Source organism: Bifidobacterium sp. 2450 (assembly GCF_041900695.1).
GTDB lineage: Bacteria > Actinomycetota > Actinomycetes > Actinomycetales > Bifidobacteriaceae > Bifidobacterium > Bifidobacterium longum.
In genome coordinates, this window is the sequence record NZ_JBHEEA010000005.1 from 53,813 (window position 1) to 77,761 (window position 23,949).

Below are 23,949 nucleotides of genomic sequence, written 5' to 3' on the forward strand. Positions count from 1 at the left end.
CTCTGGGCTCTGGAATGGCCTGTATGCTGCGTCCGTTTACCGCGACAGCAGCTTGTGCGCAAATTGCTTCATGGCATAGGCGACCGGTTTGACCGGCAGCACGAACTCGCCCGGAAGTTCCTCGACGTATCCGTTGAAGCCCTGCTTGAACTCCAGTACACCACGCCCCTCGTCATCGGGATCATCAAAGACGCCGTCGATGCCGTAGAAGTTGTAGCGAGACAGCCCGTGTTCCGCGCAGAAATGCAGCATCGCGTCATGCTGAATCAGCGCGGAGGCGTAGAAGGGCTTGTACTGCTCGACGCTACCGGAGAACAGGTAGATGACCTCGCGCGGATGCTCCACGAATAGTGATGCCGCAGCCGGCAGTACATCCCCGTCTTTGGCGAACTCGGCCGCCTCGTTCAGGCGCTTTTCGGCTGCCGCCAGATTGCGGGTCTCCTCCCCCAGCTGACGCTCGGTTTTGGTGGTGGGGTGTTCGGCGTTTTTGGCGGTCAATGCCGCCACCTTGGCCGAAAGTGCTTCACGCTTGGCCGTCATGTCCGCTACGTATTCGTCGATGTGGATCTCGGCAACCATAAAATGCGCTTTGCTGCCGAACGCTTCCTTGAAACGGTGGAAATATGCTTCGCCACGGTATTCGAAGCTACGGCGTTCAGCGGTTTGCTGCTCGATTCGTGCGAATACCCTCAGCTCGTCGTCCGACAGCTCACGCACGTGCACACCCATTGATTGGGCACGCTTCACGCTCCACTGGGTGCGCTTGTCATAGGACTTCAGCAGACTTTTCTCATCGGTGATGCCGGTCAGATCCTTGAGGTAGCGCCAACGCGGAACCGCCGTGTAGCCCACGGTGAAACCGCCATGAGTGAAGCCGATCGCCTCGAGCTGTTCTATCAGCTTATTGTCGGGAGCGCCATTCTGGTCATCCGGCAAAGAAGCTCCATTGGTGTCGCGAAGCCGATATGGGGATTCAGGGGTGATTTCCAGCTGTGAAGCACCCTTTGCCTTGGCATGGCGTTTCAGCGCATCCATGAAGAAGGTCAATGCTTCGGTGTCGTGATAGTCGCACATCGGGCCATCATGGATGGCCGCAAATGTAGAGAATCGAGAGCGGTGAGTTTCGAACAGTGCCGCCGCGACGATCTTCTCGCCCTCCTTGAGGGCCAAATATTCGACGTCGATCCCCTGCGCGGCGCGAAGGCGTCCCATCGCCGAGGTTTGTTGGAAATTGCCTTGTGGATGCCTGGCGGAGAAATCATCGAACTCTTCGTCTGTCAACTTCACCAGCACAAAATCACGCATGCTTCCCTTTGCCTCCGAGTCAATCAGGCTCACCATGCTAGCATAACGCGCACACGACGAATGGCGTCCGAGCAGATGAGGTGTGCACATCGTTCGCACTATTGCCGCCACGATGGTCCAAAGAACAATGGCCAAAAGATGATGAATGTCCGGCTTGCAGTGAATCAAACGCAGTGCTATATTCTCTACTTGGCTCTTGAAGCCACGCCACCTTAGCTCAGTGGTAGAGCATCCCCCTCGTTCGCGGGAAGGTCGGTAGTTCGATTCTATCGGGTGGCTCTTGTTCATCAAGAAGGCCGACGCACTAAGCGCCGGCCTTCTTTCGTATCGCCCTTGCTAGGTCATAGGCGCTTGCTAGACACTTGCCCGATTCGGGGGCTGAGTGCTGAGCCGCGACTCAACTGTGGCTTAGTCGCGGCTCAGTGCAGCTAGACAGCCTGACGACTTAGTGCAGCAGGGCCTCGATGGCGGGGACCAAGGCTTTCAGCGCCTTGCCTCGGTGGGAAATCGCATTCTTCTCGGCCGGAGTCATTTCGGCGCTGGTCAGCGGCTCGCCTTCATGGTCAGGCTCAGTGCTGACGCGACCGGCAGGCTGATCGTCCGGGACGAACAGCGGATCGTAACCGAAACCGTGTTCGCCACGAGCCTCGCGGATGATGCGACCCGGCATGTCGCCGAGCTCCACAGTCTCCGACTTGATGGCGTATCGAGCATTCACCGGGGCAGGGCTCCCATCGGCAGCCGTGGTGTGAACGGTGATGCCGTCGGCAGCCACTCCACCGGTCACGTCGGCACCGGTCTCGGTGTCCGGGACCACCAGCGCGGCGGCGCAACGGAAGCGCGCGGTACGCTTGTCATCCGGAATATCTTCGATTTGGGCGAGCAGCAGCGCATTATTGGCCTTGTCGTGGCCGTGAGCACCCGCCCAGCGAGCAGACAGAATGCCCGGAGCGTTACCCATCACATCGACGATAAGACCTGAATCATCCGCGACAGCGGGCAGACCGGTACGGATGGCCACAGCGCGGGCCTTGAGTAGCGCGTTCTCCTGGAAGGTGACGCCGGTTTCCACCGGGTCCGGCAGGTGAAGGCTGCCAGCGGACACCAGTTCGATGTTTTCGGCATCCGCGCCAAGATCCTCTTCGAGAATGCGGCGGATTTCCACAAGCTTGCCTTCGTTATGGGTTGCGACGACGATTTGCATGAGGTTCTCCTTTAAGAAGGCTCCCCTTGTCAGGGGAGCTGGCTTAGTCTAGGGACAGAGCGGCACGCTGGGCGGCTTGCAGTTCCTTGTTGCCCTTTTCGGCCAAGTCAAGCAGGGTGCCGAGTTCGGCACGGTTGAACGGACGGTGTTCTGCGGTGCCCTGAATCTCGATGAAGGTGCCGGAACCGGTCATGGCCACGTTCATGTCGGTCATGGCCTGACTGTCTTCAATGTATGGCAGGTCAAGCATCGGAGTGCCGTTGATCACGCCCACCGATACGGCGGACACATAGTCCTTAAGCACGCGGCTGGCGGACTTGATATGGCGGTGCTTCTCCGCCCAATTAACTGCGTCGACCAAAGCCACGTACGCACCGGTTACGGAAGCCGTGCGAGTGCCGCCATCGGCCTGAAGCACATCGCAGTCAAGCTGAATCTGATTTTCGCCGAGCGCCTTCATATCGATGACGCCACGCAGGCAGCGGCCAATCAGTCGGCTGATTTCGTGAGTACGGCCACCGATTTTGCCACGTACGGATTCACGGTCGGTGCGTTCGGCGGTGGCACGCGGCAGCATCGAGTATTCGGCGGTGACCCAGCCGAGGCCGGAGTCCTTGCGCCAACGCGGCACACCGGGAGTAAAAGTGGCGGTGCACATCACGCGCGTGTTACCGCATTCGATGAGCACGGAACCTTCGGGGACGTCGGTGAAGTGGCGGGTGATGCGCACGGGGCGCAGTTCGTCGACCTTGCGGCCGTCGGCACGAATTATTTGGTGATTGCCAAGCATGTCTTTGATTTCAACCATGCGCCCCAGCATACGCCATCCGCTCTATGCCTGGATAGCAACTCGTCAACCATCATCGAACTACATCGCGCCGCTCTGATACGTCATCGTTGCCCGCCGCGTTATCACCATTGAGAGTTTCACTCATCGAAGCCACCTTGTCTCGGTCGATTTCCCGGTCATTTCATCAAACCGCGATCATCATATCCCACAATCCCAGTGGGCTGTCCGTAGGTGAGGGGAGCGGCTATGCTGCGACGGATTCCTATGGAGACGAAAGTTCTCGTCAGAGAACCTGAGTCTCCGTGGGAATCACTGGCTCACCCTTCATCAGGCTTTGTGCGGTGATGGGCAGTTCGGACAACGCCTTGGCGTGGTAGTCGTGGGCGGCCATGATGGCGTCATGGCCCTGCCACTGAGCGTCGATCTGCCCATGATCCACAAAGTCGACCAGCAAGTTCTTCCACGTCGGTTCAGGCGTGAATCCGGCCAGCTTCTCCTCCGAGCCGGAAATCACGTGTTCGGCTTCGGCTAACGCGTATTCATAGGAGCGGAATGCCAGTTTGCGACCGGGCACTGTGGCCTTGTCCTTGGATTTCTTCATGACCGGAACCATCGTGCCGTCAGCGCCTTCACGTTCGGTGAGCTTGTACACCATCGCACAAGTGGGAGCGCCGGAACCGGTGACCAGCATGGTGCCCACGCCATAGGAGTCGACCGGCGCGGTCTGCAATGCGGCGAGCGCGTATTCATCCAAATCGTTGGTCACGGTGATGGTAGTGTTCGTGGCACCCAGGGCGTCCAGCTGGTTGCGCACACGCTGGGCCATGGCGGCTAGGTCGCCGGAGTCGATGCGCACGCCACCCAGTTCGGGACCGGCCACTTCGACGGCGGTTTTCACGGCTTCCTCGATGTTGTAGGTGTCCACCAGCAGCGTGGTGTTCTTGCCCAATGCCTCGATCTGCGATTCAAAGGCGTCACGCTCGGAATCATGCACCAACGTGAAGCAATGCGCGGCGGTGCCAATGGCCTTCAGACCATACAGCTGGGCGGCCAACAGATTGGCGGTACCCTTGAATCCACCCACTACGGCGGCTCGAGCGGCGGCCACGGCGGCCCACTCGTTAGTGCGGCGTCCGCCCATATCCATGCAAGGACGATCCTTGGCTGCCGACGCCATACGTGAGGCGGCGGAGGCCACTGCGGAATCGTAGTTCAGCACGGATAGAATCAACGTCTCCAGTAGCGTGCATTCGCCGAACGTGCCTTCGACCTGCAAAATCGGGGAGTTCGGGAAGAACATCTCACCTTCGCGGTAACCGCGAATCGTACCGGAGAAGTGGAAATTCTCCAGCCACTTAATGGTCGCGAGGCTTACCACGTGACGGTCGGCCAGGAACTTCAGGTCCGCTTCGTCCAAGTGGAAATGTTCCAGCGCATCCAGAATGCGGCCGGTGCCGGCCACCACGCCATAGCGACGGCCTTCGGGCAGGCGACGCGTGAACACCTCGAACACGCACTTGCGGTCGGCGGTACCGTCTTTCAGAGCGGCGTCGAGCATCGTGTATTCATACATGTCGGTCATCAGAGCCGGCGAATAATCGACCATTGCAAGGCCTTTCCTACATAAGTGGTGAAGTTGCACCTAAGTGTAGTCCGGGCAAAGCCGGGCGGGAAGGGCTCGTCTTATTCTCGTATGCCAGATTCGATATTGCCGGGTTCAGTATCGTCATATTCATCGGCACTATGGCGGTCGGTCACACCGACCACAATCATCACGCCCAGCCAATACGCCAGCCGCACCATACAGCCCACTGGCGAAGCGGTAGACTCGATGCATGAGATTCATCGTGGCGTTGTGGCGCTTTGCGATCGCCGGGTTCTGCTTCGTGGGCACATATGAGGCATGGTCCAAACCGCAGTTCTGGGTGTATTTCACGTTCCAGACCGGTTTTGTGCTGGGCATCGTGATGCTGTGGTCCGGCGCGGCCACACTGCTCAAAGGCATTCAGCCGCCTGCATGGCTTAAGGGATGCCTGACTGTGTACGCCATAGTCACCGCACTGGTGGCGTTCTTCCTGATGCCTCCGGACGACCCGGCATACGTGCCACAGGTTATTGGCATCATGACCAATACGATGCTGCACAAAATCGCCCCGATTATGGCGGTTATCGATTTCGTGCTATTCGACCCGCACCGGCGTTTCCGCTGGCATTACATGTTCTCGTGGCTGGCGTACTTCCCTGCATACTTGGTCTTCGTGCTGGCCCGTGCGACGATTTGGCCGGGGTCCGGACCGGCGGCCGGCGGCAGTCCGTATCCGTACGACTTCATCAACCTCGACGCACTCGGCTGGCAAGGGTTCGGCATTAGCTGCGGCAAGCTGGCCATAGCGTTCTTCGTGATATCGCTCGTTGTCTGGCTGCTCGACCGCGCACTGCCAAGCAAGACCTTACTCGGATAGACGCACCCACGATCGACGCACATCGGTCTTAGTGCCCAGCCGGCATCCAGCTCAGCACTCGATGGTTTCAGCATTCAATGGAATAGGCGCGGTTTTTGTACTCGCGCCAATCCGGCCAGTCTTCACCGGCGTCGATGGCACGCTTGATGTCGCCATAGTAATGGAGCTTGCGCTGCACGTGCATGGCCGCCTCGTTGAGGGCTCGGCGCTGCTCGTCCAAGGATTTGCGGCGAGATTCCAGCAGATCAAGGATTTCATCGATATGCTCGGGCTCATTGGACTCATACACGAAGAACTTCTTAAGATCGTCAATGGTCATGCCGGCGTTCTTGAAGCAGCAGATCGCGCACAGACGGTCGATATGGCAGTCTTCGTATATACGCTGGCCGGTTTCGGTGCGCTCCACGTTGGTCAGCAATCCCTGATCCTCGTAATAGCGCAGCGTAGAGGGCTGCATATGGAACTGCGTGGCCACCTGACGAATGGTGTAGGACACCATGACTCCTTACTGCGGCGACACGCCGAAGCGTCGCAGCCGTTTGCATTCAAGTTCACTTGAACTGGAACCATAGTATCCAAGAACACTTACGAATGCCACTCAATCGGCGTCGGTTTGCCCATCGCAGGTAAGCATTCGTAAGAACAAAAATGACATTGTAAGGAGACTCAATGTTCGAGCCAACCGCCATCTATGTCCTCAACCCGCACCGTTACGACACGATGACCTACAACCGCGCCGGCACCTCCGGCCTCAAGTTGCCGGCCGTCTCACTCGGCTTCTGGCACAACTTCGGCGACATCACGCCGTTCGACCAGATGAAGTCCTTGGTCTTCACCGCCTTCGACAACGGCATCACCCACTTCGATCTGGCCAACAACTACGGCCCCGAGCCCGGCCAGGCCGAGAAGAACTGCGGCCTGCTGCTCGCCAAGTACTTCAAGCACCACCGCGACGAACTCGTCATCTCCACCAAGGCCGGCTATGAAATGTGGGCAGGCCCGTATGGCGACCTCGGCAGCCGCAAGTACCTGCTCGCCAGCCTCGACCAGTCGCTCGAACGCTTGGGCTTGGATTATGTGGACATCTTCTACCATCACCACCCGGATCCGGAAACCCCACTCGAGGAGACCATGGGCGCACTGGCCCGGGCCGTGAATTCCGGCAAGGCGCTGTACGTGGGTCTGTCCAACTACGATGGTCCGACGATGGAGAAGGCCGCCGCGATTCTCGCCGACCTGCACGTGCCGTTCATCATCAACCAGAACAAATACAACATCCTCGACCGCACCGTCGAGGAGAACGGTCTGAAGGAGACGGCTTACAAGCTTGGCAAAGGCCTTATCACCTTCTGCCCGCTGGCTCAGGGCCTGCTGACCAACCGCTATCTGAACGGCATTCCGGCCGACAGCCGCATGGCTCACGATCCGCGATTCCTCAACGATTCCGCTCTGACCGAGAAACTGCACAAGCAGGTCGTGGACCTGAACAATCTGGCCGCCGAACGCGGCCAGACGCTGGCCGAGATGAGCCTGGCATGGCTGCTGCACGATGGTAAGGTGACCTCCGTGCTGACCGGAGCCTCCAAGCCGCAGCAGATTCTCGACAACATCGGCGCGCTGAAGAACACCCACTTCAGCGACGAGGAGCTCAAGCTTATTGACGAGATTTCGGCTCGGTGACCATTTTGGCTCCCCTCGCTGAGGGGAGCCAAATACCACCTTTAGCGCGTCATTTCTTCGTAGATGCGCTTGCAATCGGGGCAAACCGGGTACTTGGACGGGTCGTGCTTGGGCACCCAGACCTTGCCGCACAGGGCGACCACCGGACGACCGGTCGCGCGTGATTCGGCGATACGGTCCTTAGATACGTAGTGCGCAAAACGATCGGCGTCGCCACCATCGTCACGAACCGGCGACTCCTTGGTCTCCGGACGCTCCAGCACCGACGTGCCGGCACCTTGGTCTGGGTTGCGCAGCGGTTCGGCATCATCAACGAACATCTCGGCAAAAGTCATGGTGCACTTCTTTCCTCGTATTCAACGATTCGACTGCACTCCATCATAGATTCCCGTCGTTACCCGCGAAACCCATTGGCGCGTAATCCGCACACCTCCACACACCCATGTCGCGCATCACGCCACCCCGCCACATACAATGCCGCACACGACGCCGCACCGACGCCACATACGGCACCGCACACACTGCCTCATACGCCGACGCGACAACAATGCACGCTCGGCAGCGCGAAGCACACCACTAGCGGTAGGCTATAAAGCATGACTATCGCAGTATGCCCCGGCTCGTATGACCCCGTTACCGCCGGACACTTGGATGTAATCGAGCGCTCGGCGCGGTTTTTCGACGAGGTGCATGTGGTGGTGGCCGTCAACGCCGCGAAAACACCGATGTTTTCCGAAGCCACCAGAGTCGACGTGATCCGCCGCGCCCTTGACAAAGCCGGTTGCAAGAACGTCACCGTTTCTTCCACCGACGGCCTGATCACCGACTACTGCAAGAAGGTCGGCGCCACCGTTATCATCAAGGGTCTGCGCCAGAACGGCGACTATGAAGCCGAGCTCGGCATGGCGCTGGTCAATCGCAAGCTCGCTGGCATCGAAACCCTGTTTTTGCCGGCCGATCCGATTCTTGAACACATCTCCAGTTCCATCGTCAAGGACGTGGCCCGCCATGGAGGCGACGTGACCGGCATGGTGCCCGATTGCGTCGTGCCGATGCTGGCCGATGCCCTGGCCGAGGAACGTCAGCGGAAGGACTGATGCACTAATGACTATGAGCGATGACCACCCCACTGGATACGTCGATCTGACCAAACCGAATGCGGACGCCGCATCGTCCACTCCGGAGCCGTCCGCCCCGGAACCGCCCGCGTCTACGCAAGCCGCGCCGGCACCCACCGAAGAGGCCGATGTTTTCGCCGGATCGCCGCCCGCCGCGCCTACCCCTACTCCGGCACAGATGCAGGCCAAAGCGCGGGCCCAAGCAGCTCAGCAGACCCGGGCACAAGCTCAGACCGCTCAGACCGCCGGCATTCGCCCCTCGTTCATGAACGAAATGCCCGACCTGCGAGAAACCACGGACGACGACCCGGCCACGGTCAAGAGCCGCGAGGAATTCACCACGGTGTATGACATCATCGACCAGCTCGAGGCGGCACTGGGCGAAGCGAAGTCCAGCATATTCGCCCCCGGCATGGTGAAGGTTGACCGCGACGAATTCACCGACCAGCTTTCCGAGTTGAAGAAAATGCTGCCGGTGCAGTTGGAGCGCGCCTCCGCCCTCATGCGCGAGGCCGAGCGCCGTCTGGAATCGGCACAGACCCAGTCCAACGCCATCGTCGCCTCCGCACAAAGCCGCGCAGCCGACATGATCAAGGACGCCAACGAACAGGCACAGTTCCTGGCTGGCCAAGAGAACGTCACCGAGCTTGCACGGCAGAAAGCGCGCGCGATTCTTGACCAGGCACAGACCAAGGCCGACCATCTGACCCATGGCGCGGACCAGTACTGCACTACGGTGATGGAAGGGCTGTCCCAGCAGCTCGGCAAACTCAATCAGGATGTGCAGGCCGGTCTTAACGTGCTGGAAGAGCGCCAGCGCGCGGCCGGCGAACAGATGCCGCACCTGACGCTGAACGACTATCCCGAAGCCCAGTAACGCCAGCAACATCAGTAACGCGAATAACGCCAGTAACGAATAACTCCAGCCAACATACGAAAGGCACCAAGAACATACCATGGCACGAGTTGAAGATTCCCCGTGGGCCATTCCGGTAGCGCAGATTGCTTCGCGCGCCGGTCAATCCAAGCCGATTGACGCCGATTTCCCGGCACCTTCCGGCATTGGCGACAGCATTGTCGGCATCAAGGAAGGTGAGCCCGTACACGTGAGCGGGCAGTTCGATTCGATTGTGGACGGCCTGATCTTCACCGGCCGCCTGGTCGCGCCATTCGTCAGCGAGTGCACGCGCTGCCTGAAGCCGATTGACGAGGACTGGCCGGTTGATGTGACGGTGTTCTTCCCGTACGAGTCGGGTCAGGACAAGGCCAACGGCAAGGGCGGCAAGAACAAGAAGGATGACGAGATCGACATCATCGCCGGCGAGGACGAGTCGGAAGACACGTATCCGCTGCTGGAGAACGGCGCATTCGCGGACATCGAGGCGATGATCCGCGACACGCTGGTCGAATCGCTGCCGTTGCAGCCACTGTGCCGACCGGACTGCAAGGGTCTGTGCTCGCAGTGCGGTGCCGATCTGAACGAGGATCCCGAACATCATCACGATGTGACGGATATCCGTTTCGCCGGATTGACGGGGCTCAAGGCCCGGCTCGAGGCCGAGCAGAACGGCGAGCAGGCCGAGTGACGCGCGCCTGAACGAAGTTTGTACGAACCGTGCGTTAAGATAACGGACGCTTAAGCTCAATTGTTCGAACGAAATAGAGGATACTCAAATGGCACTGCCTAAGTACAAGACCTCGCGCGCCAACACGCACTCGCGTCGCGCGAACTGGAAGGCCACCGCTGCTGCGACCGTGAACTGCCCGAACTGTGGCGCTCCGGCCCTGCCGCACATGGCTTGCCCGAGCTGCGGTAACTACCGCGGCCGCACCTACCGCTCCGCCATCCAGCCGGCTCACACCAAGTGAGTCCTGCGATAACGGCTTGAATGAAGGCCCTGCCATCGACGGGTGGCGGGGCCTTCGCATAAGTGCACCATTACGTACACCATCGCATCGCAAACAACACAACACAACACAACACAACACATCACCATCGCGTGAAGGACCATACAACAATCATGAGCAATGAAACCCCACAGCAGCCGACGCCGGCCAACGAGCTTCTTGAAGCGTTGGGCACCACTCTTAGCCCGGATCTGCTCGTGCAGGCACTCACCCACCGTTCCTTCTCGCATGAGCACCCCGGCGTGGCCAATTACGAACGCCTCGAATTCCTGGGAGACGCGGTGCTCGAATTGGTCTCCACTGAAACGCTGTTCACCATTCACCCGGATATGACCGAGGGGCAACTGGCCAAGATGCGCGCCAAGGCCGTCTCCGAAGACGCGCTGAGCGCCATCGCCAAAACCAAGCTCAAGGTGGGCCCCTACATTCTGCTGGGTCACGGGGAAGCCGAGCAGGGCGGCGCGGAGAAGAACTCCATTCTGTGCGACATCGTGGAATCGCTCATCGGCGCGACCTTCCTGGAACACGGCATCGACGAGGCACGCAAGGTGATTCACCGGCTTATTGACGACACGCTCGCCGAAGTGGCCACCGAGGGCCCGGCACTTGACTGGAAGACCTCGCTGACCGTCAAGGCGCACGGCCTCGGCAAGGATGAGCCGGTCTACCATATGGAGGTCTCCGGACCGGAATACGCGCAGATCTTCACCGCGCGCGTCTCATTGGGCGAGAACGGCGACATCATCGGCATCGGTAAGGGCTCCAGCAAGCGTAAGGCGCAGCTGGCGGCCGCCGAAGCGGGCTGGAAGTCACTGGACTCGCTCAAGACGCGGACTAAGTAAGCCCGCTGTCGGATTTGCGAATAGACTAATACCAACATGAGCGACGAGTCGTGTCGGGGCCACAAGTCTCGGGGAAGCGACTGGAATCAGACACGCGGGCACCCGGCCCCCATCCCAAGGTCGGGCAGGTTCGCGACAAAATCTATGAGGTGAGAGGAATCATGGCTTTACCCACGCCTTTGCAGGCATTCAGCGGTGTGCCGAAAATCAACACGGCCCCCGATAAGCAGACTATCGTCGATGGCGAGAAGATGACTGGCGCCCAGGCGCTGATTCGTTCGCTGGAGGACCTCGGCGTCGAGGACGTCTTCGGCATTCCTGGCGGCGCGATTCTGCCCGTCTACCACGAGATCAAAGACAACACGAAGTTCCGCTTCGTGCTTATGCGCCACGAGCAGGCCGCCGGCCACGCCGCCGAAGGCTACGCACTGGCCACTGGCAAGGTGGGCGTGTGCATCGTGACTTCCGGCCCGGGTGCCACGAACGTGGTCACGGCCATTGCGGACGCGAACATGGACTCCGTGCCCATGGTCGTGATTACCGGTCAGGTGGGCGTGCAGGCCATCGGCACTGATGCCTTCCAGGAGGCGGATATCGTGGGCATCACCTACCCGGTGTCCAAGCACTCCTTCCTCGTGACCCGCGCGCAGGACATTCCTCGCGTGCTTTCCGAGGCTTACTACATCGCCAACACCGGCCGCCCCGGCCCGGTGGTCGTGGATCTGACCAAGACCGCACAGACCGGCGACATGTACTACTCATGGCCGCAGCGCATGATTCTGCCCGGCTACAACCCCACCACCAAGGCGCACGGCCGTGTGCTGTCCGACGCGGCGAAGCTGTTCTCTCAGTCGTACCGCCCGGTGCTGTATGTAGGTGGCGGCGCCGCCCGCTCCAACGCCGGCGCACAGGTCAAGGCTTTGGCCGACCTGACCGGCGCTCCCGTGGTCACGACCCTGCCCGCACGCGGCATCATTCCCGACTCCGACCCGAAGAACCTCGGCATGCTGGGCATGCACGGTACGATTGCCGCAACCGGCGCCGTGCAGCGCGCTGACCTGCTTGTGGCCATCGGTGCACGTTTCGACGACCGTGTGACCGGCAAGCTCGACGCCTTCGCACCGACCGCCCGCGTGATTCACATTGACATCGACCCGGCTGAAATCGGCAAGAACCGTCAGCCCGACGTGCCGATCGTGGGCGATGTGGCTACCGTGCTCGACGACTTGATTCCCGAAATCCAGCGCACGCAGGCCATTCAGGGCAAGCCGAATCTGGCCCCCTGGTGGAAGGCGATCGACGGCTGGCGCGAGGAATACCCGATGACGTGGGATGAGCCGACCGACGGCTCGCTGGCCCCGCAGTGGGTCATCAAGAAGCTCTCTGAGATGGCCGATCCGTCCACCATCTGGGTGACCGGTGTGGGCCAGCACCAGATGTGGGCCTCGCAGTTCATCGATTTTGAGAACCAGCACGCTTGGATCTCCTCCGGAGGCCTCGGCACGATGGGCTACGGCCTGCCAGCCGCCATCGGCGCATCCGTGGGCTCGGCCCGCGAGTTCGAGGGCAAGAAGCCGGTGTGGCTGATCGATGGTGACGGTTCCTTCCAGATGACCTCTGAGGAGCTGGCCGCCGCGTTCCTGGACCACGCTCCGGTGAAGATCGCGATTCTGAACAACTCCGTATACGGCATGGTCCGTCAGTGGCAGACGCTGTTCTACGAGCACCACTACTCGCAGACCAACCTGCTCGATGGTGAAGCGCACGGTGCCGATGGTGCGTCGGCACTGGCCGACGGCGATGCGCCGCTCGAAGTGCCTGATTTCATCAAATTGGCCGAGGCATACGGCTGCGTGGGTATCCGCGCGTTCACCGAGGAAGAGGCGATTGCCGCCATCGAAAAGGCGAACCAGATCAACGACCGCCCGGTGCTGATCGACTTCCGCGTGTGGAAGGATGCGATGGTGTGGCCGATGGTAGCCGCCGGCGTCCCCAACGACGAGGTGACGTACAAGCCCGGCATCAAGCCGCTGGCTGGCGGCACCCCGGCTCCGGGAACCGGTCCGGACGAGCATGCGACCGGCGTGTTCGAGCACGAGACCGCCGCTGCCACTGCGAGCGAGCACTGAGGAGAGGAGAACACTCATGGCTAACTATCCTGCATCCCAGCCTGGTTCCCAGCGTCATACGCTGTCCGTGCTGGTGGAGAACCGCCCAGGCGTGCTGGCGCGTATCGCCGGCCTGTTCGCCCGCCGTGCATTCAACATCAACTCGCTGTCCGTCTCCCCCACCGAGCGTCCGGACATCTCACGCGTCACGGTGACCGCCGACGTGGAGGCCGTGCCGCTGGAGCAGATCATCAAGCAGCTCAACAAGCTGCTGCATGTGCTCAAAATCGTGGAACTCGACCCGAACTCCACCGTGGAACGCGAACTGGTGCTCATCAAGGTGGCCGCCGACGAATCCAACCGTTCCGACGTGCTGGAGATCGTGCGCCTCTTCCGCGTGCGTGTGGTGGACGTGAATCCGGAATCGCTGACCATTGAGGCCACCGGTGCCGAAGGCAAGATCGACGCCCTGCTGGGGCTTTTGGAGCATTACGGCGTCATCGAGCTGGTGCGCTCCGGTGCCGTAGCCGTGACCCGCGGCCCGCGCGCCCTGAGCGAAAAGGTCGTCGGTTCCGAGGTTACCGGGCGCTGATTCGGCGACTGCGGGGAGACCCAGTCCAAGCTCAAAAGGCGGATGTGCATGATGCATATCCGCCTTTTTCATGCGTGCATACCTCGTCACCCGTACTGCAAGCAAAATGACAGCACCTCATGCTAGCATTATGACAGCAACAAGGAGGTGCATCATGGCAACATTAACCATCCGAAAAATACCAGATGAGCAGATTCAACAGCTCAAAGAAGTGGCTGAGAAAAACAACCGCTCCATGGAATCTCAGGTGCGATCCATTCTTGAAGAATGGCTGGCTGGCACGGTGGCGCATGAAATCACGCGAAAGACCAATTTCTATGACGAGATCCGCGAATTCATGAAGAACATGGATTTTGAGGGACTCGACAAGGGGGAACTCCCACTATCCGAGCGAAATTCCGCCGATTCCCGACCGCCAGTATCTTTTGAATAGGAATCGACCATGATTATTCTGGACACCAACGTCATCAGCGAAATCATCAAGAAACAGCCAGACGAACACGTTGCCAATTGGCTGAGGAACCAAGATACGAGCAATTTGGCAACCACCGCCATCACCGTCGCCGAGTTGTTGGCCGGAATATGTCGCATGCCTGAAGGCAAACGACGAAAGTACACAGATACGACCGTCAAGCTGGCGCTTATGACATTAGAGGACAGGACGTTCGCATTTGACACTCAGGCAGCTGCGGATTATGCCCATATCCTTGTCGAACGCGAACGCAGGGGCACACCTACCAGTATTCAAGACGCCATGATTGCGGCAATTGCCTGTTCCTGGGATGCGGCCATAGCCACGCGCAATATCAAGGACTTCGAAGGCACTGGCGTGGAACTGATTAATCCGTGGGAGTTTGCATAGCGGGAGGCCCCGGCAAACTGCCGAGGCCTTGTGAACGTTACGGTTTCTCCCGCTACTCCAATTGTTCGGAGAGTTCGAGCCATTCGGCTTCGAGATCATCGCTTTCAGTATTGACGGCGGTGAGTTGTTCATTGAGCTTGTTGAGACCCTCGTAGTCGCTCGGGTCATGGGCGGCCATCTGCGCCTCAAGTTCGGTCTTCTGCTCTTCGAGCTTAGCGAGCTTACGTTCGATGGCGTTTACGCGCTTGGATGCTTCGTGGAAGGCCTTGCCGGTGAGCTTCGAGGTGGAGTCCTCACCGTTATTGGCTCCCTCTGACGAGGGAGCTGTCCGCGAAGCGGACTGAGGGAGAGATGCAGCAGCATTGACGGCGGCCGCCTTACCCTTACCAGACTTCGCCGAGCTGCTACCGGTGCCCGCGAAGCCAGGCGCGTCAGCCGGCAATCCCTTGCCGTTCTTAATAGCCTCGACCATATCGAGGTAGTCCTGCACGCCGCCGGGCAGATGGCGTACCTTGCCGCCAATCAGCGCGAACTGCTGATCGGTGACGCGCTCCAGCAGGTACCGGTCGTGGGATACGACGATCAACGTGCCCGGCCAAGTATCGAGCAAATCCTCCATGACGGCGAGCATATCGGTGTCCAGATCGTTGCCGGGCTCGTCCATGATGAGCACGTTCGGCTCGTCAAGCAGAATCAGCAGCAGTTGCATGCGGCGCTTCTGACCACCGGAGAGGTCGCGAATCGGCGTCATCAGCTGGGCGGATTCGAAGCCGAGCCGTTCCATGAGCTGGCCGGGCGTCACTTCCTTGCCATCCACAATGTAGCTCGGCTTATAGCGGGAAAGCACTTCCTTGATCTTGTACTTGCCGAGCTTCTCCAGCTCATCGAGGCGCTGCGAGAGCACCGCGAACTTCACCGTCTTGCCAATGTTCACATGGCCTGCGGTCGGGGTGAGCGTGCCATCAATCAACTTAAGCAGCGTGGACTTGCCGGCACCATTCGCACCGACGATGCCGAAGCGGTCGCCCGGGCCAATCAGCCAAGTCACATCGTCAAGAATCTCGCGGCCGGAAACCGTCACCTTGCGTGCAGCCGAGGTGACACCGGCTGCAGCAGTGTCATCATCCGAATCCGTTGCAGCAGTGTCACCGCCGATGGTTTCACCACCCGTGTTCATGCGACGAACCTCGCGATCGTCAGCAAGCTGCGGATTGCCGCTCTCAGCCTCGGCCTTCTTACGCGCTTCCTCAGCGGCCTCGACGGCTTCCGGCACGCTGGCGTCCACCAGGCGCGGGTCAGTCATGTCGGTGACCGCCACCTCAACGGAACCGTGCAGCTGCGGCTCGGCGTACATGGCGTTGACCACATCCATGCGGGAAGCGGACGCGGAGAGCGCCGCCACATCCGGGTCGATATCGGCCATGCCCTGCGGTTTTTCGAAAATCTGCGTCACGTCGACCAAATCGACCACCTGTTTGCCGAGACGTGAGGTGGCCATCTGCTTCAATTCAAGTGTGTTACGCATCGGCGGCACATCGGCAATCAATTCGCGTGCGGTCTTGACGTGGAACTTCTGCTTGGTGGAGCGGGCGCGAGCACCACGGGAAAGCCATGCGAGCTCCTTGCGAGCCAGATTGCGGCGCTTGGTTTCGCGCACATCGGCTTGGCGATCGCGTTCCACGCGCTGCAGCATATATGCGGAATAGCCGCCCTCGAACGGCTCGATCACGCCATCGTGGACTTCCCACATCGATTCGCAGACCTCGTCCAAGAACCAGCGATCGTGGGTCACGAGCAACAGAGCGCCCTGGCCTTTGGACCAGCGGTTCTTCAAATGCTCGGCAAGCCAGTGGATAGTGACCACGTCGAGATGGTTGGTGGGCTCGTCAAGTGCGAGAATATCCCAATCCTTGAGCAGCAGTCGGGCCAAATCGGCGCGGCGACGCTGACCGCCGGACAAGGAGCCGACCTTGGCATCCAGACTCATGCCGCCGAGCAATGCCTCGACGATCTCACGGGAAGTGTTATCGGACGCCCATTCGTAGTCGGCGCGCCCCTCAAGTGCGGCTTCGCGAATGGTGGCGTTGTCATCAAGGGAATCACGCTGGTCAAGCATGCCGAACGTGAGTCCGCCGCGCTTCGTCACGCGGCCGGAATCCGGCTCCTGAGCACCGCGGAACAGATGCAGCAACGTGGATTTGCCGTCGCCGTTCTTGCCGACGATGCCGATGCGGTCGCCCTCGAAAACACCTTGCGTCACATCGGTGAAGATGGTTTTGGTGGCGAAGGCAAGCGAAACGTGTTCCAGTCCAATGTCATAAGTCGGCATGACTCACCAATGTAGCGCCACGCTTGCCCAGCGGCGGCCCGCAAACGTTATTCGTTCAGCGTCTGAGCGTAGGAGCTGCAGCGGGCCGCAAAACCGGAGAACACTTGCTCGGCGAGCGGATGCAGTAGCTGATCGTATTGGGCGAATTGCTCGCGCAATTGGGACTTGGACCCACCCGCGGCCTTGAGATCCTTGACCATGCTCGGCTCATCCAGCCATTCGTCCAGCAGCGAGCCGCACACCTCAAGATGGAACTGCATGCCCAGCGCGGATCCCAGTCGGAATGCCTGCACCTTGGTGGAAGACGAACGCGCCAGCAGCTGGCCTCCCTCGGGCAAACCCACCACGTCGTTATGCCAGTGCAACACCGTCAGCTGCTTATCCCACATGGAGAAGAAGTCATGCTTGTCCACACGCTTGATCGGCGCGAACCCAATCTCCGGCGCATCGCCCTTGCGCAGCTGCGCACCAAGCGCAGTGGCGATAATCTGATGCCCCAGGCATACACCGAGAATCGGCTTGCCTGAAGCCACGGCGGCACGCGCCAACTTGGCTTCCGTCTTCAGCCCCGGATACTTGTCGTAATCAAGCGCTCCCATAGGTCCACCCATGATTACCACGCCAGCCAGTTCGCCGAAATCAGGCAAGTCCGGTTTCTTTTTGTCGACGATATTCATCGTCACCGTCTCAAGACCGATGTCCTCGAGGTTCGACAATATGCGTCCCGGGCGTTCCCATGGGACATGTTGCAAAATGAGCACTTGTGGTGTGGCCATGGACTTCTATTGTGGCACGAGCGTTCCCCGTTTGCGTAACGAGCAGGGCAAATCCATGAATCTCGCAGTTTCCGCAGCGGTCAAAGACGTGTTCTCGCGAGACTGTTGTCCTGCTTCTCATCCGTCTGTCACCTCGTTCGGGCCCCGCCTGTGAAGCGTTCATCAAGCGCTTCGAGTAACGATTCAGCATGTCTGGTTCGGACCCTACGCTTGAGTGTTATGGGAAACAGCCAAGAACCGCAGGATTTCAACATTTCCGTCATGCCTTCAAGCCTGACGCCGGTGCATGTTGCCAAGGCCGCAGAAGGCCTGAATCTGTATGACACCGCCTCGCACCAGGTCAGCCATTTCGTGCCGCTCAAGTCGGGCGAAGTCGGCATTTATGTGTGTGGCGCGACTGTGCAGTCGTCACCGCATATTGGCCATATCCGTGCCGCCGTGGCGTTCGACATCGTGCGCCGCTGGTTTTTGAAGCTCGGCTACAAAGTCACTTTTGTGCGTAATGTGACCGATATCGACGACAAGATTCTCGTTAAGGCCGCGGCCGCAGGCCAGAGTTGGTGGGCCCGCGCCTATTACTACGAGCGCGAATTCACCGAGGCATACAACACGCTCGGCGTACTGCCGCCCACCGTGGAGCCTCGCGCCACCGGCCACATGTCGGACATGATCGACCTGATTCAGCGCATTCTCGACAACGGCCACGGCTATGTGGTCACGGATGCGAACGGCAAGCCCACCGGCAACGTGTACTTCGATGTGGCATCCTGGCCGCATTACGGCGAACTCACCCACCAGAAGCAGACCTCCGAAGTCGATGAGGCCGCCGCCGTGGCCGACCGCATGGGCCCGTCCGTGGACGCCACCGGTGCCGACAAGTACAATCCGGTCGACCCGGCCGACGCCTCCCCCGACAAGCATGATCCGCGTGATTTCGCCCTGTGGAAGGCTCCGAAGGACACCGATCCCGAGGACGCCCGTTGGTCGACACCGTTTGGCGTGGGTCGCCCTGGCTGGCACATCGAATGCTCTGCCATGTCCCACCGTTACCTGGGCGATGGCTTCGACATTCACGGCGGCGGCTTGGATCTGCGCTTCCCCCACCACGAAAACGAAATGGCGCAGACCCGTGCGGCCGGCTACCCCTCCGCTGCGCGCTGGATGCATTCGGCATGGGTGACCGCCAAGGGCGAGAAGATGTCGAAGTCGCTGGGCACCGGCCTGTCCGTGCCGAGCGTGTTGGCTGAGCATTCCGCTTGGGTGGTGCGTTACGCCCTGGGCTCCGTGCAGTACCGGTCGATGCTCGAATGGTCCGATCAGGCGCTGGTCGAGGCGCAGGCCGCATACGACCGCGTCTCGAACTTCATCGAGCGTGCCGGTGTGGCGCTGGGTGGCCAGCCTTCTCGCGAGGAAGTTACTACCGTCTCCGCCGACGATTTGCCCGCCGATTTCGTGGCAGCCATGAATGACGACGTCAATGTGTCTGGTGCAACCGCCGCAATCTTCACTGCCATCCGTTCCGGCAACACGTTGCTTTCACAGCTGGCTGACCGCGCCGATTCCGAAACCGCCAAGGCCGAGGTGCGTGAGGCACTGCTCGCCGTGCGTGCCATGCTCGACACCTTGGGTCTCGACCCGCTGGCCGAGCCGTGGGTGTCCGCCGGCGCTGCCGGCGGTGCCGCTGATGGCACGGCCGAGTCGCCCGAGCATGCAGCGCTGGAGGCACTGATTGCCGAGCAGCTCAACGCCCGTGCCGAAGCTCGCAAGGCCAAGGACTTCGCCAAGGCCGATCAGATTCGCGACGCCCTGACCGAGGCCGGCATCGCCATCGAAGACGGCCCGCAGGGTTCCACTTGGAGTCTGAAGTAGTCGCTTCGAACCCGCCATATCAGTCAAACACGAAGTCCACGTCCACGATGTGCAGGCGCTTGGTGAGCTCCTTTTCCAGCGAGCGCTTGCATTCGATGAGGTCAGCTACATCAATGGTTTCGCCGATGCCGCTCAGATACACGTCAACGGTGTAGTTCATACCGGTCTTGAAGATCAGCGTCTGCTCGTAGTCGGTGTTGGCAGGCAGATGGCGCTGTGCCGCGGCCTCCACGTAGGCGTTGGTTTCATCGTCGTCATGCACGCCGCCGACCAATTCCACGAACGTCTCTTTGAGCACGCTGAGCGGCTCCTTGATGGTCAATGCCACCAAAGCCACGATGATGAAGAAATCGCCGGTGTAGTGCAGGAAGTCAAGCGGACCGCAGGCCGGTAGCAGCATCAGGAAGATGGCAACTACGCCGATGCCGAACGACATCGATCCGTCGACCAACGTGCTCTTGCACTCGGCGGTGAGCATGGTGCTGGAATCGCCGATGGAGCGGTTGGAGCGCCGGTAATACGTGTATAGGCTGAAGCACACGATTACGGTCAGGATCTCGTAGATGACCACCGGGCCGGTTTCAATGCGTTCGCCGGACCCGAACACGAAGTAGTCGTACGCTACTCGGCACACGTCAATCAGCGAATACACCAACAACGACATGGTGAAAATGGCCTTGCAAATCGCGTAGATAGGTTCCAGTGCGAACATGCCATTGGGGAAGCGCTCGGTGGTTCGCACCGTGCGCGACGAGAGGTACACCGCCACCATTCCGGACAAGACGGAAATCGCGGTGAAGGAGAAGTCGAGGAACATGGCCTTGAGACCGGTCATGAAGAACACGGCCATGCCGGCTAAGACCTGCAGCACGTTGATGACGATACCAACGATCAGGGCTTTGCGTTCGAGTAGTTTTTGGGTGGGCATCAGTGGGCCTTCCTTATTGCACGGCATGTCTGCGTCGGCCCGAACGTCATGGTTCGGAGCGCACGGCAGTCTGCGTATAAGCGGCGTCCAGCGATTTTCAAAACAGCGTAAGCATTCCAAAAAAACACAGGATTCTTTACGATTTCCATGGTATCGGAAGCACTCGATTGGCTTCGCCACGAGCGGACGGCACGGCATTTGCCGTCTGAATGCCCAACATCCCTGACTACTACGCGACACAATCCCCGGAAAGCGTCGTCCCCAACACCGCAATTTCCCGCGTGGCGGCTAGACTGTTGCCCATTATGGCAGCTTTTTCATCTTTGACAGACAGACTCTCGAATGCGTTCAAGCATCTGAAGAGCAAGGGCAAGCTTTCCGAGGCGGATATCGACGGTACGATCCGTGAAATCCGCCGCGCGCTGCTCGACGCCGACGTGGCGCTCGACGTGGTGCGTTCCTTCACCGGCAAGGTGCGTGAGCGTGCACTGGGCACCGAGGTGTCCGACGCACTCAACCCCGCCCAGCAGGTGGTGAAAATCGTCAACGAGGAGCTCACCGACGTGCTCGGCCAAGGCGTCGACCGTCCGCTGAACTTCGCGAAGAACCCGCCGACGATCATCATGCTCGCCGGCCTTCAGGGTGCCGGTAAGACCACGCTGGCCGGCAAGCTCGGCTACTGGCTCAAGGATTCCGGCCACACGCCGCTGCTGGTGGCGGCCGATTTGCAGCGTCCGAACGCGGTGACGCAGCTGCAGGTAGTCGGCGAACGCGCCGGCGTGCCCGTCTATGCTCCCGAAAAGGGCGTCCAATCCGATGGCGGCGAGGCCGTCGCAGCTCCGGGCCAGACCTCCGGCGACCCGGTGAAGGTGGCCCGCGATTCCATCGAACTCGCCAAGCAGAAGCTCTACGACACGGTGATCATCGATACCGCCGGTCGTCTGAGCGTGGACGAGGAGCTGATGAAGCAGGCCCGCGACATTCGCGATGCCGTGCACCCCAACGAAATCCTGTTCGTCATCGACGCGATGATCGGCCAGGACGCCGTCAAGACCGCCAAGGCCTTTGACGAGGGCGTGGACTTCACCGGCGTGGTGCTCTCCAAGCTCGATGGCGACGCCCGCGGTGGTGCCGCGCTGTCCGTGGCGTCCGTGACCGGCAAGCCGATCCTGTTCGCCTCCAACGGTGAGGGCCTGAAGGACTTCGAGGTCTTCCACCCGGACCGCATGGCTTCGCGCATCCTCGACATGGGCGACATCATGACGCTCATCGAGCAGGCGCAGAAGCAGTTCGATGAGGAAGAGGCCCGCAAGGCCGCCGAGAAAATCTCCGAAGGTTCCTTCGGCCTGGACGACTTCCTCGATCAGCTGCAGCAGGTGCGCAAGCTGGGCTCGATGAAGTCGCTGCTCGGCATGATTCCGGGCATGGCCCAGCACCGCAAGGAACTCGAGCAGTTCGATGAGAGGGAAATCGACCGCACCGAGGCGATTATTCGCTCGATGACCCCGGCCGAGCGCCGCGATCCGTCGATTATCAATGGTTCCCGCCGCGCCCGTATCGCCTATGGTTCCGGCGTGACGGTTTCTCAGGTGAACGCTTTGCTGCAGCGTTTCGAGCAGGCCGCAAAGATGATGAAGCGCATGTCCAATCGTGGCGGCATGGGCGGCGGCATCCCCGGCTTCGGCGGCCCGGCTATGGGCGGCGGCAAGAAGAAGGGCAAGAACAAAAAGAAGGGCGGCAAGTCCGGCAATCCGATGAAGCGCGAGGCCGAGGAGAAGGCATTGCGCGACAAGCTGGCCGGCAAGTCCTCCGGTTCGACCGGCGGTTCCGCCTTCGCCAAGAAGCCACAGAACCCGGCCCTGCCCGCTGGCCTTGAACAGATGATGGGCAACGTCGACGGTGGCACTGAACTGCCGCCGAACCTCGGCGGAGGCCTTGGCGGACTGTTCGGTCGCTGATCTCACAACTTGGCTCCCCTCGCAGAGGGGAGCCAAGTTATATCTCGGTTCAATTTATATTTCGAAAGGAACTTCCATGACGACAATCCTCAGCGCGGTGGCAATCATCGCACTGTTATGGACGGCTTTAAGCGCGCTGCCCGCCGGTCTCGAGGCCCGCATGCCGCTTCCGTACATGATTGCCCTGACTCCGCTGTTGTGGGTTCCTTTGATGATTCTGGCCGCGGCTGCCGCATGGCAACATGAATGGACTGCGATGTCGTCGCTTATTGTGGTCGCGCTGATTGCCAGCTCACAGCGCATCAACTACTGGGGTACGTCAATCGACCCAGCCGGCAAACGCAGAGAATCCCACCGTGAAACAGCCCGTGAAACAACTTCGCCGACGCTGTCAAAAAACCATAACAGCAATACATCGAGCACCTCAAACACTCCGAAGGAAGAGCTCGAAACAGTCCCCGATGGGCACCGTGAAACAACGCGTGAAACACTCTCGCCCCAGTTCTCGGTTATGACGATGAATTGTCGATACGGACGCGCCGACGCCGCTGAAATCGTTCGCAATATTCGCAAACGCAATATCAGCGTATTGGCCTTGCAGGAAGTCACCGACGACCTCATCACACGTCTTACCGAAGCCGACATCAACGAACTTCTCCCCTACCATCAGTTCGGAGACGCCAAAGAGACCGATAATGGCGGATTCAACGTGATCTATTCCCGCTACGAGCCGAGCGCAGCGGTGCCCAACGTGGTCTCCATCCCCGCCGCCGACGTTCCCGCCATCACCCTCAAAACCTCCGGTAATCGCACGGTGACGCTTTGTTCGGCTCACCCGAAATCGCCGATGCGCGGCTGCGCGGATTGGTCGGCCGGCATTCTGGGTCTGCGAGAACTCGCCCGTGCAAAATCCGTCAGCAATCGCAATATCGTCGTCGTTATGGGCGATCTCAACTCGAGCACCGACCACCCGAGCTTCCGCGCGTTGCTCAAGTCCGGATTCAAGGACGCAAGCCTGATTCAAGCCGCCGGACCGAACCTCACGTTCCCGCGCTGGCTCAAGTGGCCGCGCATCGAGCTGGATCACGTGCTGTTCACTCCCGGGCTCAAACCGTCCGGCGTGAAGTCGTTTGAGGTCGAGGGCACTGATCATCTGGCCCTGACCGCAACGCTTGCACTGCGATAGCCGGCATTTTCGCGCAACATTCCCGGGAATGT

23 protein-coding genes and 1 tRNA gene are annotated in these 23,949 nt (G+C 60.1%); 15 read left to right on the plus strand and 9 right to left on the minus strand.

Annotated features, from left to right (window positions below; genetic code table 11):
- Positions 1 to 36 precede the first annotated feature (36 nt).
- Positions 37 to 1,305 (minus strand): aminoacyltransferase, encoded by a 1,269-nt coding sequence (locus ACEUKI_RS03540; RefSeq protein ID WP_080785392.1) that lies wholly within the window; start codon positions 1,303 to 1,305, stop codon positions 37 to 39.
- 206 nt (positions 1,306 to 1,511) lie between these two features.
- Here ACEUKI_RS03540 and ACEUKI_RS03545 point away from each other — a divergent pair.
- A tRNA-Thr gene (locus tag ACEUKI_RS03545) sits at positions 1,512 to 1,584 on the plus strand.
- 166 nt (positions 1,585 to 1,750) lie between these two features.
- Here ACEUKI_RS03545 and ACEUKI_RS03550 read toward each other — a convergent pair.
- The 3 genes from ACEUKI_RS03550 to ACEUKI_RS03560 form a co-directional block, all read right to left on the minus strand.
- A complete protein-coding gene (locus ACEUKI_RS03550; RefSeq protein ID WP_374156507.1) occupies positions 1,751 to 2,509 on the minus strand; it encodes a non-canonical purine NTP pyrophosphatase in 759 nt (252 codons plus the stop codon).
- A 43-nt stretch (positions 2,510 to 2,552) separates the two neighbouring features.
- Positions 2,553 to 3,317 (minus strand): ribonuclease PH, encoded by a 765-nt coding sequence (gene rph / locus ACEUKI_RS03555; RefSeq protein WP_374156508.1) that lies wholly within the window; start codon positions 3,315 to 3,317, stop codon positions 2,553 to 2,555.
- A gap of 265 nt (positions 3,318 to 3,582) precedes the next feature.
- Complete coding sequence (locus ACEUKI_RS03560; RefSeq protein ID WP_186289856.1) at positions 3,583 to 4,905, minus strand: nicotinate phosphoribosyltransferase; 1,323 nt, start codon at positions 4,903 to 4,905, stop codon at positions 3,583 to 3,585.
- A gap of 229 nt (positions 4,906 to 5,134) precedes the next feature.
- Here ACEUKI_RS03560 and ACEUKI_RS03565 point away from each other — a divergent pair, with 229 nt between their 5' ends.
- Positions 5,135 to 5,761: a Pr6Pr family membrane protein gene (locus tag ACEUKI_RS03565; RefSeq protein ID WP_179133495.1), complete on the plus strand. Its 627-nt coding sequence runs from the start codon at positions 5,135 to 5,137 to the stop codon at positions 5,759 to 5,761.
- 67 nt (positions 5,762 to 5,828) lie between these two features.
- Here ACEUKI_RS03565 and ACEUKI_RS03570 read toward each other — a convergent pair whose 3' ends face one another.
- Complete coding sequence (locus tag ACEUKI_RS03570; RefSeq protein WP_080785481.1) at positions 5,829 to 6,257, minus strand: MerR family transcriptional regulator; 429 nt, start codon at positions 6,255 to 6,257, stop codon at positions 5,829 to 5,831.
- Positions 6,258 to 6,430: 173 nt separating this feature from the next.
- On the opposite strand from ACEUKI_RS03570, the gene ACEUKI_RS03575 reads away from it, so the two are divergent.
- Positions 6,431 to 7,441 carry an aldo/keto reductase gene (locus tag ACEUKI_RS03575; protein WP_115770126.1) on the plus strand — a complete coding sequence of 337 codons (1,011 nt, stop codon included), beginning with the start codon at positions 6,431 to 6,433 and terminating at the stop codon, positions 7,439 to 7,441.
- A gap of 41 nt (positions 7,442 to 7,482) precedes the next feature.
- Here the strand turns inward: ACEUKI_RS03575 and ACEUKI_RS03580 are convergent, their stop codons facing one another.
- The gene (locus tag ACEUKI_RS03580) at positions 7,483 to 7,776 is read right to left on the minus strand and encodes a DUF3039 domain-containing protein (protein ID WP_007055705.1); all 294 of its coding nucleotides are present in this window, start codon (positions 7,774 to 7,776) and stop codon (positions 7,483 to 7,485) included.
- Between the two features lie 261 nt (positions 7,777 to 8,037).
- On the opposite strand from ACEUKI_RS03580, the gene coaD reads away from it, so the two are divergent.
- The 9 genes from coaD (at position 8,038) to ACEUKI_RS03625 (ending at position 14,871) form a co-directional block, all read left to right on the plus strand.
- Complete coding sequence (gene coaD / locus ACEUKI_RS03585; RefSeq protein WP_007051410.1) at positions 8,038 to 8,538, plus strand: pantetheine-phosphate adenylyltransferase; 501 nt, start codon at positions 8,038 to 8,040, stop codon at positions 8,536 to 8,538.
- Between the two features lie 7 nt (positions 8,539 to 8,545).
- Positions 8,546 to 9,436 carry a cell division protein gene (locus ACEUKI_RS03590; protein WP_374156509.1) on the plus strand — a complete coding sequence of 297 codons (891 nt, stop codon included), beginning with the start codon at positions 8,546 to 8,548 and terminating at the stop codon, positions 9,434 to 9,436.
- Positions 9,437 to 9,515: 79 nt separating this feature from the next.
- A complete protein-coding gene (locus tag ACEUKI_RS03595) occupies positions 9,516 to 10,145 on the plus strand; it encodes a DUF177 domain-containing protein (protein WP_143248042.1) in 630 nt (209 codons plus the stop codon).
- An 88-nt stretch (positions 10,146 to 10,233) separates the two neighbouring features.
- Complete coding sequence (gene rpmF / locus ACEUKI_RS03600; protein WP_007051413.1) at positions 10,234 to 10,428, plus strand: 50S ribosomal protein L32; 195 nt, start codon at positions 10,234 to 10,236, stop codon at positions 10,426 to 10,428.
- A 152-nt stretch (positions 10,429 to 10,580) separates the two neighbouring features.
- Positions 10,581 to 11,309 (plus strand): ribonuclease III, encoded by a 729-nt coding sequence (gene rnc / locus ACEUKI_RS03605; RefSeq protein ID WP_080785397.1) that lies wholly within the window; start codon positions 10,581 to 10,583, stop codon positions 11,307 to 11,309.
- A 161-nt stretch (positions 11,310 to 11,470) separates the two neighbouring features.
- Positions 11,471 to 13,438: an acetolactate synthase large subunit gene (locus ACEUKI_RS03610; protein ID WP_080785398.1), complete on the plus strand. Its 1,968-nt coding sequence runs from the start codon at positions 11,471 to 11,473 to the stop codon at positions 13,436 to 13,438.
- Between the two features lie 16 nt (positions 13,439 to 13,454).
- On the plus strand, positions 13,455 to 14,009 hold the full coding sequence (gene ilvN / locus ACEUKI_RS03615; protein ID WP_013140245.1) for an acetolactate synthase small subunit: 555 nt from the start codon (positions 13,455 to 13,457) through the stop codon (positions 14,007 to 14,009).
- A 154-nt stretch (positions 14,010 to 14,163) separates the two neighbouring features.
- Positions 14,164 to 14,442 carry an Arc family DNA-binding protein gene (locus ACEUKI_RS03620; RefSeq protein ID WP_007054812.1) on the plus strand — a complete coding sequence of 93 codons (279 nt, stop codon included), beginning with the start codon at positions 14,164 to 14,166 and terminating at the stop codon, positions 14,440 to 14,442.
- 9 nt (positions 14,443 to 14,451) lie between these two features.
- Positions 14,452 to 14,871: a type II toxin-antitoxin system VapC family toxin gene (locus tag ACEUKI_RS03625; protein ID WP_374156510.1), complete on the plus strand. Its 420-nt coding sequence runs from the start codon at positions 14,452 to 14,454 to the stop codon at positions 14,869 to 14,871.
- A gap of 52 nt (positions 14,872 to 14,923) precedes the next feature.
- Here ACEUKI_RS03625 and ACEUKI_RS03630 read toward each other — a convergent pair whose 3' ends face one another.
- Together ACEUKI_RS03630 and ACEUKI_RS03635 are read right to left on the minus strand one after the other, a co-directional pair.
- The gene (locus ACEUKI_RS03630) at positions 14,924 to 17,200 is read right to left on the minus strand and encodes an ABC-F family ATP-binding cassette domain-containing protein (protein WP_080785401.1); all 2,277 of its coding nucleotides are present in this window, start codon (positions 17,198 to 17,200) and stop codon (positions 14,924 to 14,926) included.
- 47 nt (positions 17,201 to 17,247) lie between these two features.
- Positions 17,248 to 17,976, minus strand: a complete 729-nt coding sequence (locus tag ACEUKI_RS03635) for a type 1 glutamine amidotransferase (RefSeq protein WP_179133496.1) — start codon at positions 17,974 to 17,976, stop codon at positions 17,248 to 17,250.
- A gap of 219 nt (positions 17,977 to 18,195) precedes the next feature.
- Between ACEUKI_RS03635 and cysS the strand changes: the two genes are divergently transcribed.
- Positions 18,196 to 19,845 (plus strand): cysteine--tRNA ligase, encoded by a 1,650-nt coding sequence (gene cysS, locus ACEUKI_RS03640; RefSeq protein WP_374156511.1) that lies wholly within the window; start codon positions 18,196 to 18,198, stop codon positions 19,843 to 19,845.
- A 19-nt stretch (positions 19,846 to 19,864) separates the two neighbouring features.
- Here cysS and ACEUKI_RS03645 read toward each other — a convergent pair whose 3' ends face one another.
- Positions 19,865 to 20,773, minus strand: coding sequence for a cation transporter (locus tag ACEUKI_RS03645; protein ID WP_374156512.1), 909 nt, complete (start codon positions 20,771 to 20,773; stop codon positions 19,865 to 19,867).
- A 305-nt stretch (positions 20,774 to 21,078) separates the two neighbouring features.
- On the opposite strand from ACEUKI_RS03645, the gene ffh reads away from it, so the two are divergent.
- Together ffh and ACEUKI_RS03655 are read left to right on the plus strand one after the other, a co-directional pair.
- On the plus strand, positions 21,079 to 22,731 hold the full coding sequence (gene ffh, locus ACEUKI_RS03650; RefSeq protein WP_374156513.1) for a signal recognition particle protein: 1,653 nt from the start codon (positions 21,079 to 21,081) through the stop codon (positions 22,729 to 22,731).
- A gap of 76 nt (positions 22,732 to 22,807) precedes the next feature.
- Entirely contained in the window at positions 22,808 to 23,917 is a 1,110-nt protein-coding gene (locus ACEUKI_RS03655; protein ID WP_251847904.1) for an endonuclease/exonuclease/phosphatase family protein, read from the plus strand.
- Positions 23,918 to 23,949 lie beyond the last annotated feature (32 nt).

Coding starts and splice junctions, on each gene's coding strand:
- ACEUKI_RS03540 (WP_080785392.1), bottom strand. CDS start 1,305: ATGCGTGATTTTGTGCTGGTGAAGTTGACAGACGAAGAGTTCGATGAT.
- ACEUKI_RS03550 (WP_374156507.1), bottom strand. CDS start 2,509: ATGCAAATCGTCGTCGCAACCCATAACGAAGGCAAGCTTGTGGAAATC.
- rph (WP_374156508.1), bottom strand. CDS start 3,317: ATGGTTGAAATCAAAGACATGCTTGGCAATCACCAAATAATTCGTGCC.
- ACEUKI_RS03560 (WP_186289856.1), bottom strand. CDS start 4,905: ATGGTCGATTATTCGCCGGCTCTGATGACCGACATGTATGAATACACG.
- ACEUKI_RS03565 (WP_179133495.1), top strand. CDS start 5,135: ATGAGATTCATCGTGGCGTTGTGGCGCTTTGCGATCGCCGGGTTCTGC.
- ACEUKI_RS03575 (WP_115770126.1), top strand. CDS start 6,431: ATGTTCGAGCCAACCGCCATCTATGTCCTCAACCCGCACCGTTACGAC.
- ACEUKI_RS03580 (WP_007055705.1), bottom strand. CDS start 7,776: ATGACTTTTGCCGAGATGTTCGTTGATGATGCCGAACCGCTGCGCAAC.
- coaD (WP_007051410.1), top strand. CDS start 8,038: ATGACTATCGCAGTATGCCCCGGCTCGTATGACCCCGTTACCGCCGGA.
- ACEUKI_RS03590 (WP_374156509.1), top strand. CDS start 8,546: ATGACTATGAGCGATGACCACCCCACTGGATACGTCGATCTGACCAAA.
- ACEUKI_RS03595 (WP_143248042.1), top strand. CDS start 9,516: ATGGCACGAGTTGAAGATTCCCCGTGGGCCATTCCGGTAGCGCAGATT.
- rpmF (WP_007051413.1), top strand. CDS start 10,234: ATGGCACTGCCTAAGTACAAGACCTCGCGCGCCAACACGCACTCGCGT.
- rnc (WP_080785397.1), top strand. CDS start 10,581: ATGAGCAATGAAACCCCACAGCAGCCGACGCCGGCCAACGAGCTTCTT.
- ACEUKI_RS03610 (WP_080785398.1), top strand. CDS start 11,471: ATGGCTTTACCCACGCCTTTGCAGGCATTCAGCGGTGTGCCGAAAATC.
- ilvN (WP_013140245.1), top strand. CDS start 13,455: ATGGCTAACTATCCTGCATCCCAGCCTGGTTCCCAGCGTCATACGCTG.
- ACEUKI_RS03620 (WP_007054812.1), top strand. CDS start 14,164: ATGGCAACATTAACCATCCGAAAAATACCAGATGAGCAGATTCAACAG.
- ACEUKI_RS03625 (WP_374156510.1), top strand. CDS start 14,452: ATGATTATTCTGGACACCAACGTCATCAGCGAAATCATCAAGAAACAG.
- ACEUKI_RS03630 (WP_080785401.1), bottom strand. CDS start 17,200: ATGCCGACTTATGACATTGGACTGGAACACGTTTCGCTTGCCTTCGCC.
- ACEUKI_RS03635 (WP_179133496.1), bottom strand. CDS start 17,976: ATGGCCACACCACAAGTGCTCATTTTGCAACATGTCCCATGGGAACGC.
- cysS (WP_374156511.1), top strand. CDS start 18,196: ATGGGAAACAGCCAAGAACCGCAGGATTTCAACATTTCCGTCATGCCT.
- ACEUKI_RS03645 (WP_374156512.1), bottom strand. CDS start 20,773: ATGCCCACCCAAAAACTACTCGAACGCAAAGCCCTGATCGTTGGTATC.
- ffh (WP_374156513.1), top strand. CDS start 21,079: ATGGCAGCTTTTTCATCTTTGACAGACAGACTCTCGAATGCGTTCAAG.
- ACEUKI_RS03655 (WP_251847904.1), top strand. CDS start 22,808: ATGACGACAATCCTCAGCGCGGTGGCAATCATCGCACTGTTATGGACG.